General features: G+C 34.1%; 24 protein-coding genes and 1 pseudogene. All 25 read left to right on the forward strand.

The window, feature by feature from the left end; all coding sequences use genetic code 11:
• On the forward strand, nt 1-317 hold a 317-nt coding region (locus ACREVU_RS17240; protein ID WP_503417262.1), incomplete at its 5' end, for an EF-Tu C-terminal domain-related protein.
• Nucleotides 318-723: 406 nt separating this feature from the next.
• Nucleotides 724-1032: a 30S ribosomal protein S10 gene (rpsJ, locus tag ACREVU_RS17245; protein ID WP_216157430.1), complete on the forward strand. Its 309-nt coding sequence runs from the start codon at nt 724-726 to the stop codon at nt 1030-1032.
• Between the two features lie 119 nt (nt 1033-1151).
• Nucleotides 1152-1781 (forward strand): 50S ribosomal protein L3, encoded by a 630-nt coding sequence (gene rplC, locus ACREVU_RS17250; RefSeq protein ID WP_216157306.1) that lies wholly within the window; start codon nt 1152-1154, stop codon nt 1779-1781.
• A gap of 24 nt (nt 1782-1805) precedes the next feature.
• Nucleotides 1806-2426: a 50S ribosomal protein L4 gene (rplD, locus tag ACREVU_RS17255; protein WP_431552844.1), complete on the forward strand. Its 621-nt coding sequence runs from the start codon at nt 1806-1808 to the stop codon at nt 2424-2426.
• Nucleotides 2426-2719: a 50S ribosomal protein L23 gene (rplW, locus tag ACREVU_RS17260; protein ID WP_431552845.1), complete on the forward strand. Its 294-nt coding sequence runs from the start codon at nt 2426-2428 to the stop codon at nt 2717-2719. The genes rplD and rplW overlap by 1 nt, the downstream gene beginning before the upstream one ends.
• A 56-nt stretch (nt 2720-2775) precedes the next feature.
• A complete protein-coding gene (gene rplB / locus ACREVU_RS17265) occupies nt 2776-3609 on the forward strand; it encodes a 50S ribosomal protein L2 (RefSeq protein WP_431552846.1) in 834 nt (277 codons plus the stop codon).
• Nucleotides 3610-3656: 47 nt separating this feature from the next.
• The gene (rpsS, locus tag ACREVU_RS17270) at nt 3657-3938 is read left to right on the forward strand and encodes a 30S ribosomal protein S19 (RefSeq protein ID WP_216157295.1); all 282 of its coding nucleotides are present in this window, start codon (nt 3657-3659) and stop codon (nt 3936-3938) included.
• 22 nt (nt 3939-3960) lie between these two features.
• Nucleotides 3961-4296, forward strand: coding sequence for a 50S ribosomal protein L22 (rplV, locus tag ACREVU_RS17275; RefSeq protein WP_431552847.1), 336 nt, complete (start codon nt 3961-3963; stop codon nt 4294-4296).
• 16 nt (nt 4297-4312) lie between these two features.
• Nucleotides 4313-4978 (forward strand): 30S ribosomal protein S3, encoded by a 666-nt coding sequence (gene rpsC, locus ACREVU_RS17280; protein WP_431552848.1) that lies wholly within the window; start codon nt 4313-4315, stop codon nt 4976-4978.
• Nucleotides 4979-5003: 25 nt separating this feature from the next.
• On the forward strand, nt 5004-5447 hold the full coding sequence (gene rplP, locus ACREVU_RS17285) for a 50S ribosomal protein L16 (protein ID WP_431552849.1): 444 nt from the start codon (nt 5004-5006) through the stop codon (nt 5445-5447).
• On the forward strand, nt 5437-5649 hold the full coding sequence (gene rpmC, locus ACREVU_RS17290; RefSeq protein WP_164951487.1) for a 50S ribosomal protein L29: 213 nt from the start codon (nt 5437-5439) through the stop codon (nt 5647-5649). Before rplP ends, rpmC begins: the two co-directional genes overlap by 11 nt.
• 21 nt (nt 5650-5670) lie before the next feature.
• Nucleotides 5671-5925, forward strand: a complete 255-nt coding sequence (rpsQ, locus tag ACREVU_RS17295; RefSeq protein ID WP_431552850.1) for a 30S ribosomal protein S17 — start codon at nt 5671-5673, stop codon at nt 5923-5925.
• 36 nt (nt 5926-5961) lie between these two features.
• Nucleotides 5962-6330, forward strand: coding sequence for a 50S ribosomal protein L14 (gene rplN, locus ACREVU_RS17300; protein ID WP_431552851.1), 369 nt, complete (start codon nt 5962-5964; stop codon nt 6328-6330).
• A gap of 17 nt (nt 6331-6347) precedes the next feature.
• Nucleotides 6348-6671, forward strand: a complete 324-nt coding sequence (gene rplX, locus ACREVU_RS17305) for a 50S ribosomal protein L24 (RefSeq protein WP_431552852.1) — start codon at nt 6348-6350, stop codon at nt 6669-6671.
• A 22-nt stretch (nt 6672-6693) separates the two neighbouring features.
• Nucleotides 6694-7236, forward strand: coding sequence for a 50S ribosomal protein L5 (rplE, locus tag ACREVU_RS17310; RefSeq protein WP_431552853.1), 543 nt, complete (start codon nt 6694-6696; stop codon nt 7234-7236).
• 15 nt (nt 7237-7251) lie between these two features.
• The gene (locus ACREVU_RS17315; RefSeq protein WP_125002882.1) at nt 7252-7437 is read left to right on the forward strand and encodes a type Z 30S ribosomal protein S14; all 186 of its coding nucleotides are present in this window, start codon (nt 7252-7254) and stop codon (nt 7435-7437) included.
• A 32-nt stretch (nt 7438-7469) separates the two neighbouring features.
• On the forward strand, nt 7470-7868 hold the full coding sequence (gene rpsH / locus ACREVU_RS17320; protein WP_431552854.1) for a 30S ribosomal protein S8: 399 nt from the start codon (nt 7470-7472) through the stop codon (nt 7866-7868).
• Between the two features lie 198 nt (nt 7869-8066).
• Nucleotides 8067-8606 carry a 50S ribosomal protein L6 gene (rplF, locus tag ACREVU_RS17325; protein WP_431552855.1) on the forward strand — a complete coding sequence of 180 codons (540 nt, stop codon included), beginning with the start codon at nt 8067-8069 and terminating at the stop codon, nt 8604-8606.
• Nucleotides 8607-8626: 20 nt separating this feature from the next.
• Nucleotides 8627-8989, forward strand: coding sequence for a 50S ribosomal protein L18 (rplR, locus tag ACREVU_RS17330; protein WP_431552856.1), 363 nt, complete (start codon nt 8627-8629; stop codon nt 8987-8989).
• Nucleotides 8990-9006: 17 nt separating this feature from the next.
• Nucleotides 9007-9504, forward strand: coding sequence for a 30S ribosomal protein S5 (gene rpsE, locus ACREVU_RS17335; RefSeq protein ID WP_216157266.1), 498 nt, complete (start codon nt 9007-9009; stop codon nt 9502-9504).
• Nucleotides 9505-9516: 12 nt separating this feature from the next.
• Nucleotides 9517-9696 carry a 50S ribosomal protein L30 gene (gene rpmD, locus ACREVU_RS17340; protein ID WP_431552857.1) on the forward strand — a complete coding sequence of 60 codons (180 nt, stop codon included), beginning with the start codon at nt 9517-9519 and terminating at the stop codon, nt 9694-9696.
• A gap of 17 nt (nt 9697-9713) precedes the next feature.
• Nucleotides 9714-10154 (forward strand): 50S ribosomal protein L15, encoded by a 441-nt coding sequence (gene rplO / locus ACREVU_RS17345; RefSeq protein ID WP_431552858.1) that lies wholly within the window; start codon nt 9714-9716, stop codon nt 10152-10154.
• Nucleotides 10155-11435 carry a preprotein translocase subunit SecY gene (gene secY, locus ACREVU_RS17350; protein WP_431552859.1) on the forward strand — a complete coding sequence of 427 codons (1281 nt, stop codon included), beginning with the start codon at nt 10155-10157 and terminating at the stop codon, nt 11433-11435.
• 22 nt (nt 11436-11457) lie between these two features.
• Nucleotides 11458-12111, forward strand: coding sequence for an adenylate kinase (locus ACREVU_RS17355; protein WP_431552860.1), 654 nt, complete (start codon nt 11458-11460; stop codon nt 12109-12111).
• Nucleotides 12108-12428: pseudogene (locus ACREVU_RS17360) on the forward strand (M24 family metallopeptidase); the annotation flags it as partial. The gene ACREVU_RS17355 and the pseudogene ACREVU_RS17360, both read left to right, overlap by 4 nt.
• Nucleotides 12429-12500: the final 72 nt, after the last annotated feature.

The following is a 12500-nucleotide window of genomic DNA, read 5'->3' on the forward strand; positions in this document are numbered from 1 at the left end:
GTCAAGTACTTGCAAAACCAGGTTCAATACATCCACATGATAAATTTGTAGGTCAAGTATATGTACTTAAAAAAGAAGAAGGCGGAAGACATACACCATTCTTCGACGGATATAGACCACAATTTTATTTCAGAACAACTGATGTAACTGGTTCAATCAAATTACCAGATGGAATGGAAATGGTAATGCCAGGAGACCACATTGACATGAATGTAGAATTAATCACTCAAGTAGCAATGGATGAAGGATTAAGATTTGCAATCAGAGAAGGCGGAAGAACAGTAGGTTCAGGAGTTGTTACTTCAATAGTTAAATAGTAATTTCAATTTATTGTATTATCAATTGATTAAAATTTTAAGTAATAAAAGCTTTTATTATTAAGGAGAAGAGGACGCTCTTCTCCTTTAAAATACAATAAAATTAATACAAAACAAAAGGTATAAATTATTAATATAAAAATTATAAGATAATAGTGAAAAAATACTTGTCAAAGCAAATAAAGTGTTGTATACTTTAGTAGTTGTATTGTGGTAACAGCGATGAGGGAAGAGGTTGCCGGACTTCCGGGTTATTCTTCACCGAGCATGTCCTGATCTTGAATCGGGCGACGGGGTTCTTGTGGTTGTTTCATGTATTTATTGCATGCAACACCCGGAACAGTTTACAGAACATCCGCTGTTGCACGTAAGAAGTAGAGCGTGCGATGAAAAGGAGGGTATATTAATGATAAAACAAAAAATTAGAATCAGATTAAAGGCTTTTGATCATAACATACTAGATCAATCAGCTGAAAAAATCGTTCAGACAGCAAAAAGTACAGGAGCTAAAGTAGCTGGTCCAGTGCCACTGCCTACAGAAAAAGATGTAATTACAGTTTTAAAAGCCCCACACAAATATAAAGATTCAAGAGAACAATTCGAAATAAGAACTCATAAGAGACTAATAGATATAATTAGTCCTTCACCTAAAACTGTTGATGCTCTGATGAGACTCGACTTGCCAGCTGGTGTTGATATCGAAATAAAACTATAAGCGTACATAGAAGTGCGATAAGCGTATAAGTATAATTCACTATGCGCAAGTAATAGATAACTATTACTAACTATTATGATCACTGATGTGGTCCGCTAATAAGTAGGAGGTGTATTTTCATGAAAAAAGGAATAATGGGTAAAAAACTTGGTATGACTCAAATATTTGATGAAAATAGAAGAGTTGTTCCAGTAACAGTTGTTGAAGCAGGTCCATGTGTTGTTGTTCAAATTAAAACTATCGAAAATGATGGTTATAATGCAATAAAAGTGGGTTTTGGTGACATAAGAGAGAAATTAGTTAATAAACCAATGCAAGGACAATTTGCAAAAGCAGGAACATCTTTAAAAAGATTCGTAAAAGAATTTAGAATGGAAGATACAAGTGCTTATGTGGTAGGTCAAGAATTTAAAGCAGACATATTTGCTGCTGGAGATAAAATTGACGTATCAGGAATATCTAAGGGAAAAGGGTTCCAAGGTGTTATAAAGAGATGGAACGCAGCTTGTGGACCAATGAGCCATGGTTCTAAGTTTCATAGAGCCCCTGGATCAATGGGAGCATCTTCTGATCCATCAAAAACATTTAAAAACAAACATATGCCAGGGCACATGGGTAATGTTAGTAGAACAGTAATAAACCTTGAAATAGTTAAAGTAATGGTTGAAAAAAACATTATACTAATTAAAGGCGGTATACCTGGTCCAAACAAAGGCACAGTTGTAATAAGAAATGCTGTTAAAGCGTAACTTTAAAGGAAAGGAGGATGCAGAATGCTTACATTAGATTTATTTAACAAACAAGCAGAAAAAGTTGGAGATATTCAATTGAATGAAAACATATTTGGAGTAGATATCAACACATATGCTATGCACCAAGTTGTAGTAGCACTACTTGCAAATAAAAGACAAGGAACTCAATCAGCTAAAACTAGAGCTGAAGTTCGAGGCGGTGGAATTAAGCCTTGGAGACAAAAGGGAACTGGTAGAGCAAGACAAGGTTCAATCAGAGCACCACAATGGATACATGGTGGTATAGTATTTGCTCCAAAGCCAAGAGATTACCGTATGTCTGTACCAAAGTCAATGAGAAGAGTTGCTTTTAAATCAGCTTTATCAGCGAAAGTTGCAGAAAATGAAATGATAGTTATAGACAGCTTAGAATTTGATTCACCAAAAACTAAAGCAATGATAGAGATTTTAAGCGCATTTGGTGCTAAGAAAACATTGATAGTTGTTGAAAAATCAAACGAAAATGTCTATAAATCAGCAAGAAACATACCAGGAGTTCAAGTATCTCCAGTAAACAATTTAAATGTTTATGACATACTTAAATATGAAAATTTCATAGTTACAAAGGATGCTGTATCTAAAATTGAGGAGGTGTATATATAATGAAGCTAACTAGCCATGATATTATAAGAAAACCAATAATTACTGAAAAGAGTATGGCTGTAATGGCTGATAAAAAATACACCTTTATAGTTGATATTCATGCCAATAAAACTCAGGTTAAAAAAGCAATAGAAGATGTATTTGGAGTCAAAGTTGAAAATGTAAGAACTTTAAGAAATATAGGTAAAACTAAGAGAGTTGGAGTTCACATTGGAAAACGTGCTGATTTCAAAAAAGCTATTGTTACTTTAACAACAGAAAGTAAGACAATTGAGTTTTTTGACGGAATGTAATTATTAAGCAGGTATTGGCAGAAGCCAGATAAGCGAGAAAGAAGGAGGGAAATCAAATGGCTATTAAGAAATTTAGACCGACCACACCTTCAAGAAGAAATATGACTATGTCTGATTTTAAAGAAATAACTACAGATAAGCCACTAAAATCACTTCTTGTAAGTACTAAGAGGTCAGGCGGTAGAAATAACCAAGGTAAGATAACTGTTCGTCACCGAGGTGGTGGAGCAAAACAAGCATACAGACTAATAGATTTCAAGAGAAGTAAAGATGGTATTCCAGCAAAGGTTTCTACAATTGAGTATGATCCAAATAGATCTGCTTACATAGCTCTTGTTGTTTATACTGATGGTGAAAAAAGATACATAATCGCTCCAGTTGGATTAAAAGTTGGAGATGTAATTGTATCAGGTGCTGATGCTGATATAAAAGTTGGAAATACACTTCCAATAAGTAATATTCCATTAGGATCTACAATTCATAATATTGAATTACAGGTTGGAAAAGGTGCTCAGCTTGTAAGATCTGCAGGTTCTTCAGCGCAACTTATGGCTAAAGAAGGAGAATATGCACAGGTAAGACTTCCAAGTGGAGAAGTAAGATATATTAGAGTAAACTGTAGAGCTACTATAGGAACAGTTTCTAATGTAACTCACGATATTGTTAACATAGGTAAAGCAGGGAGAAAAAGACATTTAGGCTTTAGACCTACAGTCAGAGGTTCTGTAATGAATCCAAACGATCATCCACATGGTGGTGGAGAAGGTAAGTCACCAGTTGGTCATGCTAGTCCAATGACTCCTTGGGGTAAACCAGCATTGGGATATAAAACTAGAAAAACTAAAAAATACTCTGACAAATATATTGTTAAGGGAAAAAATAGAAAATAGTTTTTTCTTTAATCTATGATTAAGTTTTATGAAGGGAGGCCACAAAAGTGAGTAGATCAGTTAAAAAAGGACCTTTTATACAAGAAGTTCTTTTAAAAAGAATAAATGAAATGAACAAAGCTGGCGAGAAAAAGGTTATAAAGACATGGTCAAGAGCTTCTACTATTTTTCCACAAATGATAGGGCATACTATTGCTGTTCATGATGGAAGAAAACACGTACCAGTTTATGTACTAGAAGATATGGTAGGACATAAATTAGGAGAATTCGCGTTAACTAGAACGTTCAAAGGACATATTGACAAGGAAAAAACAAGCAGAGTAAGATAGTGTCGGAAGGAGGAAACAATCAATGGAGGCTAAAGCTATAGCTAAATATGTGAGAACATCCTCAATGAAAATGGGAATTGTTCTTGATCTAATAAGAGGCAAAAATGTAAAAGAAGCTTTTTCTATATTACAATTTACTTCCAAAAATGCAGCTGATGTAGTAAACAAAGTACTTAAATCTGCTGTAGCAAATGCAGAAAATAACTTAAACTTAGATGTTAATAGATTATATGTTGCTAATGCCTATGCATGCCAAGGTCCAACACTTAAAAGATTTAGACCGCGTGCACAAGGAAGAGCATATAGAATAAGAAAAAGATCTAGCCATATAACTATAATAGTTACAGAAAGATTATAAGAAGGAGGGATATAACTTGGGACAAAAAGTAAATCCACACGGCTTTAGAGTTGGGGTAATAAAAGATTGGAATTCTAAATGGTATGCAGACAAAAAGAATTTCGCAGACAATCTTGTTGAAGATTATAAGATTAGAGAATTCTTAAAAGGCAAACTTTATACAGCTGGAATTTCTAAAATTGAAATTGAAAGAGCTGCAAAAAGAGTTAAAATTAACATACACACTGCTAAACCAGGAATGGTTATTGGTAGAGGTGGCTCTGGAATTGAAGTTATAAAACAAGATATGAAAAAGCTTGTAGCTGATAAAAATGTTTTAATTAACATTGTAGAAGTAAAACAAGCTGAGAATAATGCTCAGTTAATGTCAGAAAACATTGCTTCTCAATTAGAAAAGAGAATTTCTTTTAGAAGAGCTATGAAACAGACTATTCAAAGAGCTATGAGAACTGGTGTTAAGGGAGTAAAAACTGCTTGTGCAGGAAGACTTGGCGGAGCAGAAATAGCTAGAACAGAACACTATCATGAAGGTACAATTCCATGTCAAACATTGAGAGCTGATATAGATTATGGATTTGCAGAAGCAAATACTGTTTATGGTAAAATCGGCGTAAAAGTTTGGGTTTATAGAGGTGAAGTTCTTCCTACAAAGAAAATCGTTAAGGAAGAAGTAAGCGCATAGAAGTGTAAGGAAGGAGGAATAAAATATGTTAATGCCTAAGAGAACTAAACATCGTAAAGTTCATCGCGGTAAAATGCGAGGAAAAGCTACAAGAGGAAACTTTATTGCATACGGTGATTATGCATTACAAGCTATGGAATGTGGTTGGGTTAAAAGTAATCAAATTGAAGCTGCCAGAGTTGCTATCAATAGAGAAGTAAAAAGAGGCGGACAGGTTTGGATAAAAATCTTCCCTGATAAGCCAGTAACTGAAAAACCAGCTGAAACTCGTATGGGTTCAGGTAAAGGATCAGTAGAATATTGGGTAGCAGTTGTTAAGCCAGGCAGAGTTTTATTCGAAATTGCAGGAGTAACAGAAGAAGCAGCTAGAGAAGCAATGAGACTTGCTTCACACAAACTTCCAATTAAAACTAAGTTTGTATCTAGAAAAGATTTTGAGGAAATGGGTGGTGAACTCAATGAAGGCTAATGAATTAAATGAATTAAGACAAAGTAATCCTCAAGATTTGCAAGTGAAAATGTCTGATTTAAAGGCAGAATTATTTAACCTTAGGTTCCAGTTAGCTACAGGACAATTGGAGAACCCTATGAGAATAAAACAGGTTAAAAAATCTATAGCCCAAATTAAGACCATCCTTAGACAAGAAGAAATAAGGTCTTTAGAACAGTAAAACTGAAAGGAGGTTGCTCTTGTGGAAAGAAATAATAGAAAAACAAGAATTGGTAGAGTGGTTTCTGATAAAATGGATAAGACAGTAGTTGTTGCAATTGAAACAAAAGTTCGTCATCCATTATACGGAAAAATAATTAATAAAACAACAAAATTTAAAGCTCATGATGAAAATAATGAGGCGCAAATTAATGATAAAGTTTCAATTATGGAAACTAGACCATTATCCAAAGATAAAAGATGGAGAATTACTGGAATAGTTGAAAAGGCTAAATAATATTTCAGTTTATGAACTGAAAGGAGGGTATTTGAAATGATACAACAGCAATCTAAGTTAAAAGTTGCAGATAATTCTGGTGCAAAAGAGATTATGTGTATTAGAGTATTAGGTGGATCTCATAGAAAATGGGGAAATATTAGTGATACAATAGTTGCCAGCGTAAAAAGTGCAACACCAGGTGGAGTTGTTAAAAAGGGCGAAGTTGTTAAGGCTGTTATAGTTAGATCAGTAAAAGGTTTAAGAAGAGCAGATGGATCATATGTCAAATTTGATGATAATGCAGCTGTTATTATAAAAGATGATAAAACCCCAAAAGGTACCCGTATATTCGGACCTGTTGCTAGGGAGTTAAGAGATAAAGACTTCAGTAAGATCTTATCACTAGCGCCTGAAGTTTTATAAGATAGGAGGTGTCTAACATGGCAGTTAAAAAAGTGCACGTAAGAAAAAATGATTCAGTAATGGTTATTTCTGGTAAAGATAAAGGAAAAATAAGCGAAGTCTTAGCTGTATTTCCTAAAACTGGTAAGGTTTTAGTGAAAGATGTTAGCGTGGTTACAAAGCATCAAAAACCAAGCAAACAAAACATGCAAGGTGGAATAACTCATAGAGAAGCAGCTATAAATTCTGCAAAAGTTATGTTGTATTGCACAAAATGTAAGAACGTAACAAGAATTAGTAGTAAAATTCTTGATGATGGAACTAAGGTTAGAGTTTGCAAAAAATGTGGAGAAACATTTTAATTTCTGAAAGGAGGTTTAACATATGAGTTCAAGGCTACAAGAAAAATATCAAAACGAAGTAGTTCAAGCTTTAATGGAAAAATTCGGGTATAAAAACATTATGGAAGTACCAAGACTTGAAAAAATCGTTTTAAATATGGGAGTTGGCGAAGCTAAAGACAATTCTAAAGTTTTAGAATCTGCTGTTAGTGATATGCAAATTATAGCAGGCCAAAAGCCAGTTATTACAAAGGCAAAGAAATCTATAGCTAACTTCAAACTAAGAGAAAATACACCAATAGGTTGTAAAGTTACATTAAGAAAATCACAAATGTACGAATTTGCTGATAAATTAATGAATGTTGCATTACCTAGAGTTAGAGATTTTAGAGGAGCGTCTTCTAAAGCATTTGACGGCAGAGGAAACTATGCGATAGGTGTTAAAGAACAACTTATATTCCCTGAAATTGAATATGATAAAATTGATAAGATAAGAGGAATGGATATAATATTCGTTACTACTGCAAAGACAGACGAGGAAGCAAGAGAGCTATTAAGATTCCTTGGAATGCCATTTGCTCAATAATAAGGAGGGAAACATATGGCACGTAAGGCATTAATAGAAAAATGGAAAAAAGAACCTAAATTTTCAACTAGAGCTTATACAAGATGCAGACTATGTGGAAGACCACACTCTGTATTACAAAAATTTGGTATATGCCGTATCTGTTTTAGAGAACTTGCACACAAGGGAGAAATTCCTGGTTGCAGAAAAGCAAGTTGGTAATTAGAACATTCTAATGAAAGGAGGCACGAAAAATGGTTATGACTGACCCAATCGCAGATTTGCTAACACGTATAAGAAATGCAAATGTTGTTAAACATGAAATAGTAGAAGTACCTTCTTCAACTATAAAGAAGGAAATTGCAAATATAATGCTTCAAGAAGGATATCTTAAAAACATTGAAGAATATAACGATGGTGTTGTTCCTATGATGAGACTTGCAATGAAATACGGTCAAAACAAGGAAAGAGTTATCACTGGTCTTAAGAGAATATCTAAACCAGGACTAAGAGTATATTCTAAAAATGAGGATATTCCAAAGGTATTGAACGGATTAGGAGTTGCTATAATATCAACTTCAAAAGGACTAGTTGCAGATAGAGATGCTAGAAAATTAGGACTAGGCGGAGAAGTTATTTGTTATATTTGGTAGTATAATAATTCTAAGACATAACGAATTGGTTTGTTATGTACATAGTATTGATATATAGTTTAAGGAAAATCAAAAAAGTATGTACTCACAGTACATATGGAATAAATAATTCTAAATTGGTTAGTACTTAATAAGAATATAAAGGGCATAGCAATTAATAATTGTTAGGTGTCTAAAAACAAAACAGGAGGTGTAAGTATGTCAAGAATCGGAAGACTTCCAGTAGCTATACCTAATGGAGTAACTGTTACAGTTTCGGAAGCAAATGTTGTGTATGTTAAAGGACCAAAAGGCGAATTAACTCAAAACATGAGCACTAAAATGACTATAGCTATAGAAGACAATATTTTGGTAGTTACAAGACCAAGTGATGTAAAAGAGCATAGAGCTCTTCATGGACTTACAAGATCATTAATAAACAATATGATTATTGGCGTTACAGAAGGATACCAAAAAACTCTTGAGTTAGTTGGTGTTGGTTACAGAGCTCAATTAAAAGGACCTAAAATTACATTAAATCTTGGATATTCACATCCAGTAGAAATAGATGCAGTTGCAGGAATCCAATTTGAATTACCTGATGCTAATAAAATAATAGTAAAAGGTATTGATAAACAATTGGTTGGCGCTGTTGCAGCAAAAATAAGAGCTTGGAGAAAACCAGAACCTTACAAAGGCAAAGGAATTAGATATTCTGATGAAGTTGTTAGACGTAAGGAAGGTAAAACAGGGAAATAAAGTAGGAAGGAGTGATTGATTTGTTCAAGAAAGAAGATAGACAAAAGCAAAGAGTTAAGCGTCATCTTAGAGTACGTAGAAAAATTTCTGGTACAGCAGCAACACCTAGATTAGCTGTATATAGAAGTGCTAAGAACATATATGCTCAAGTAATAGACGATGTTGCTCAAATCACATTAGTTTCTGCTTCAAGCATAGATAAAGCTTTCGAACTAAAATTGGGAAGCAATAAAGAAGCAGCAAAATTAGTAGGAAAAATGATTGCTGAAAAAGCACTTGCAAAAGGAATAGAAGGAGTAGTATTCGACAGAGGTGGTTATGTATACCATGGTAGAGTACAAAACTTAGCTGAAGGCGCGCGTGAAGCGGGACTTAAATTCTAAGAAAAGGAGGGAAACACATGAAAATAGATCCTAGCACATTAGATCTTAAGGAAAAAGTAGTTAATATAAACAGAGTTGCTAAGGTTGTTAAAGGTGGAAGAAACTTCAGATTCAGCGCACTAGTTGTTGTTGGAGACGAAAACGGACACGTTGGCGTTGGAATGGGTAAATCTGTAGAAATTCCAGAAGCAATTAGAAAAGGAATAGAAGATGCTAAGAAGAATTTAGTAACAGTAGCTATGGTTGGAACAACAATTCCTCATACTATTGATGGTAAATTCGGAACTTCAGTTATACACATAATGCCTGGTGCAGAAGGTACAGGAGTTCTAGCTGGCGGACCAGTTAGAGCAGTTCTAGAATTATCAGGATTAAAAGATGTTAGAGCTAAATCTTTAGGCTCTAGTAATGCAAGAAATGTAGTTAATGCTACTATTGATGGTTTAGCAAGACTAAGAACAGCAGAAGATGTTGCTAAATTAAGAGGAAAGACTGTAGAAGAAATATTAAGATAGGAGGGGAAAACCTTGGCTAAAGTTAAACTAACATTGGTTAAGAGTTTAATAGGTAGAAAAAAAGAACATATTGCTACTTGTAAAGCTTTGGGATTAAGAAAAATAAGACAAAATGTTGAGCACGAGGAAACTCCTCAAATCAGAGGTATGATTAATAAAGTTATATATCTAGTAAAAGTAGAAGAAGTTTAAAACGAGGAGGTGTTTACATGAAACTTCAAGATTTAAGACCTGCAGAAGGATCAAAAAAATCTCGTAAAAGACTTGGTAGAGGTACAGCTACTGGTTGGGGTAAAACTGCGGGAAGAGGTCAAGACGGACAAAACTCTAGATCAGGTGGAGGAACAAGACCAGGATTTGAAGGAGGTCAAATGCCTTTATACAGAAGGTTGCCTAAAAGAGGGTTTACTAATATTTTTGCAAAAGAATATGCTTGTATAAATGTAGATAGACTTAATATCTTTGAAAATGGTACAGTAGTCACACCAGAATTGCTATTAGAGAGAAAAGTAATAAAAAAATTATATAATGGTGTAAAAATACTTGGTAACGGTAATTTAGAAAAGAGTTTAACTATAAGTGCAACAAAATTCTCTAAAGCAGCAGCTGAGAAAATTGAGGCAGCTGGAGGAAAAGTTGAGGTGATATAGATGTTATCAACCCTACGTAATGCCTGGAAAATCCCTGATTTAAGAAAACGTATGATATTCACACTGCTTATGGTTGCAATTATTAGAATGGGTATATTCATTCCTGTTCCTGGGGTAGATGCTAGTAAACTTTTAACTTTAACTGCTAATGGAGGCACATTATTTAGTTTTTATGATATGCTTTCAGGTGGTGCGTTTGGTAAGTTTAGTATTTTTGCCATGGGTGTTGGTCCATACATAAATGCATCAATCATAATGCAGTTACTTGTAATAGCAATTCCTTACTTAGAGCAACTTTCTAAAGAGGGTCTTGAAGGACGCAAGAAGATACAGGATTATACTAGATATGCTTCAATAGTACTTGGAGCATTGCAAGCCTTTGGTATGTATGCAATTATTTCAGGTACTGGAGCATTCGCAAGTAATTCTAGTTTGACTATATTTATGGTGATACTAACGATGACAACTGCATCAACATTTTTGGTGTGGATAGGGGAACAAATCACTGGCAAAGGTATCGGAAATGGTGTTTCATTAATAATATTTATTAATATTATATCATCGTTACCTTCACTAGCATATAAAATTGCTGGACTCCAGACGGCAGGAACTGTAAATTTTGTAGAGGTTATAATGTTTATTGTAGTAGCTGTAGCATTATTAGTAGCAGTAGTAATAGCAAGTTTAGCTGAAAGAAGAATTCCTGTACAGTATGCTGGTAAATCAGTTGGAAACAAAACCTTTAAAGGACAATCAACACATATTCCAATCAATGTAAATGGTTCTGGGGTTATCGGTATAATTTTTGCAATGTCAGTAATGACATTTCCAGAAACAATAGCGCAACTTAAACCGACATCTGCAATTGCCAAATTCATTACAGGAAGTCCTTGGAGCATTTTTGAAAGAAACAGTTGGAAATATGCCACGGTATATTTTGTGTTAGTAGTGTTTTTTACATGGTTCTATACTCAGGTAACATTTAAACCGGATGAAATGGCTGAAAATATGCATAAATCATCAGGCTTTATACCAGGTATTAGACCGGGAGAGAATACAGCGACATATATCGATATGGTATTGACTAAGATTTCGATACTTGGAGGAACTTTTGCGGCTGTTATAGCAATATTCCCTATTATTATAGAGGGATATACTCACTTTAAGGGAGTATACTTTGGTGGGACAATGTTAATGATTATGGTAAATGTTGCTATTGAGACATTGAGGCAACTTGAATCACAATTAGTAATGCGTCATTACCAAGGATTCCTTAGATAAATTATTACCAGGAGATGATACTATGAGAATAATCTTGTTAGGTCCTCCGGGAGCCGGAAAAGGAACGCAAGCAAAATCAATAAGTAATAAATTCTCCATACCACATATATCAACAGGGGATATATTCAGAAAAAATATTTCAGAAAAAACCCCTCTTGGAATCGAAGCTAAGAAACATATTGATAAGGGGCATTTAGTTCCTGATGGATTGACTATAGATATAATCAAGGATAGATTAGATAATGAAGATTGCATAAATGGATTTTTATTAGACGGTTATCCAAGAACAGTTAAACAAGCAGAAGCCTTAGAAACACTGTTAGAAGAAAAAGGTGACTGTCTTGATACAGCATTATTAATAAAGGTTCCTAGAGATTTTATTCTCAATAGAATGACTGGTAGAAGAGTTTGTCTTAACTGTGGTGCTAGTTATCATATTAAATTTAATCCACCACAAACTGATGGGAAATGTAATGTGTGCGGATCAGCTCTTGTACAAAGAGCTGATGACAATAAGGACACCGTAAGTGAACGGTTAGACATATATGATGCTCAAACTCAGCCGCTTATAAAGTACTACGGGAACAAAAACTTATTATCAGAAGTTGATGGAACACAAGCAATTAATAGTGTATTTGAAAGTATCTGTGGTATATTAGAAGAGATAGAAAAGTGATTAACATAAAAAGTGATATGGAAATTCAATATATGAGAAATGCAGGTAAAGTAGTTGCGCAAATTCTTGCATTAATTGAATCAGTAATAAAACCTGGAATAACCACTGCAGACATAGATAAATTAGCTGAAGAGTTCATAATAAAGCAGGATGCTAAACCATCTTTTAAAGGTTATTGTGGGTATCCAGTTTCCATATGTACATCTGTTAATGATGAAGTGGTTCATGGAATTCCAAATAACCGGATTTTACTTGAGGGAAATATAATTAGCATAGATTGTGGTGTCATATTAAATGGCTATCATGAAGATGCTGCTATAGAAAATGGTCCTGAAATATTAACTTTGAACTAATAGAGGTGAATGATTTGGACGAAAATAGCCTTTTAG

It is taken from the genome of Clostridium sp., assembly GCF_050717535.1.
In the GTDB taxonomy this organism is placed as follows: Bacteria; Bacillota; Clostridia; order Clostridiales; family Clostridiaceae; genus Clostridium_AD.

Bases quoted from the DNA above. Each gene is read 5' to 3' on its own strand.
- rplE (WP_431552853.1), top strand. From the start codon at position 6,694: ATGAGTTCAAGGCTACAAGAAAAATATCAAAACGAAGTAGTTCAAGCT.
- rpsH (WP_431552854.1), top strand. From the start codon at position 7,470: ATGGTTATGACTGACCCAATCGCAGATTTGCTAACACGTATAAGAAAT.
- rplX (WP_431552852.1), top strand. From the start codon at position 6,348: ATGGCAGTTAAAAAAGTGCACGTAAGAAAAAATGATTCAGTAATGGTT.
- rplV (WP_431552847.1), top strand. From the start codon at position 3,961: ATGGAGGCTAAAGCTATAGCTAAATATGTGAGAACATCCTCAATGAAA.
- rplW (WP_431552845.1), top strand. From the start codon at position 2,426: ATGAAGCTAACTAGCCATGATATTATAAGAAAACCAATAATTACTGAA.
- ACREVU_RS17315 (WP_125002882.1), top strand. From the start codon at position 7,252: ATGGCACGTAAGGCATTAATAGAAAAATGGAAAAAAGAACCTAAATTT.
- rpmC (WP_164951487.1), top strand. From the start codon at position 5,437: ATGAAGGCTAATGAATTAAATGAATTAAGACAAAGTAATCCTCAAGAT.
- rplP (WP_431552849.1), top strand. From the start codon at position 5,004: ATGTTAATGCCTAAGAGAACTAAACATCGTAAAGTTCATCGCGGTAAA.
- rpsJ (WP_216157430.1), top strand. From the start codon at position 724: ATGATAAAACAAAAAATTAGAATCAGATTAAAGGCTTTTGATCATAAC.
- rplD (WP_431552844.1), top strand. From the start codon at position 1,806: ATGCTTACATTAGATTTATTTAACAAACAAGCAGAAAAAGTTGGAGAT.
- ACREVU_RS17355 (WP_431552860.1), top strand. From the start codon at position 11,458: ATGAGAATAATCTTGTTAGGTCCTCCGGGAGCCGGAAAAGGAACGCAA.
- rplN (WP_431552851.1), top strand. From the start codon at position 5,962: ATGATACAACAGCAATCTAAGTTAAAAGTTGCAGATAATTCTGGTGCA.
- rplF (WP_431552855.1), top strand. From the start codon at position 8,067: ATGTCAAGAATCGGAAGACTTCCAGTAGCTATACCTAATGGAGTAACT.
- rpsE (WP_216157266.1), top strand. From the start codon at position 9,007: ATGAAAATAGATCCTAGCACATTAGATCTTAAGGAAAAAGTAGTTAAT.
- rplO (WP_431552858.1), top strand. From the start codon at position 9,714: ATGAAACTTCAAGATTTAAGACCTGCAGAAGGATCAAAAAAATCTCGT.
- rplB (WP_431552846.1), top strand. From the start codon at position 2,776: ATGGCTATTAAGAAATTTAGACCGACCACACCTTCAAGAAGAAATATG.
- rplC (WP_216157306.1), top strand. From the start codon at position 1,152: ATGAAAAAAGGAATAATGGGTAAAAAACTTGGTATGACTCAAATATTT.
- secY (WP_431552859.1), top strand. From the start codon at position 10,155: ATGTTATCAACCCTACGTAATGCCTGGAAAATCCCTGATTTAAGAAAA.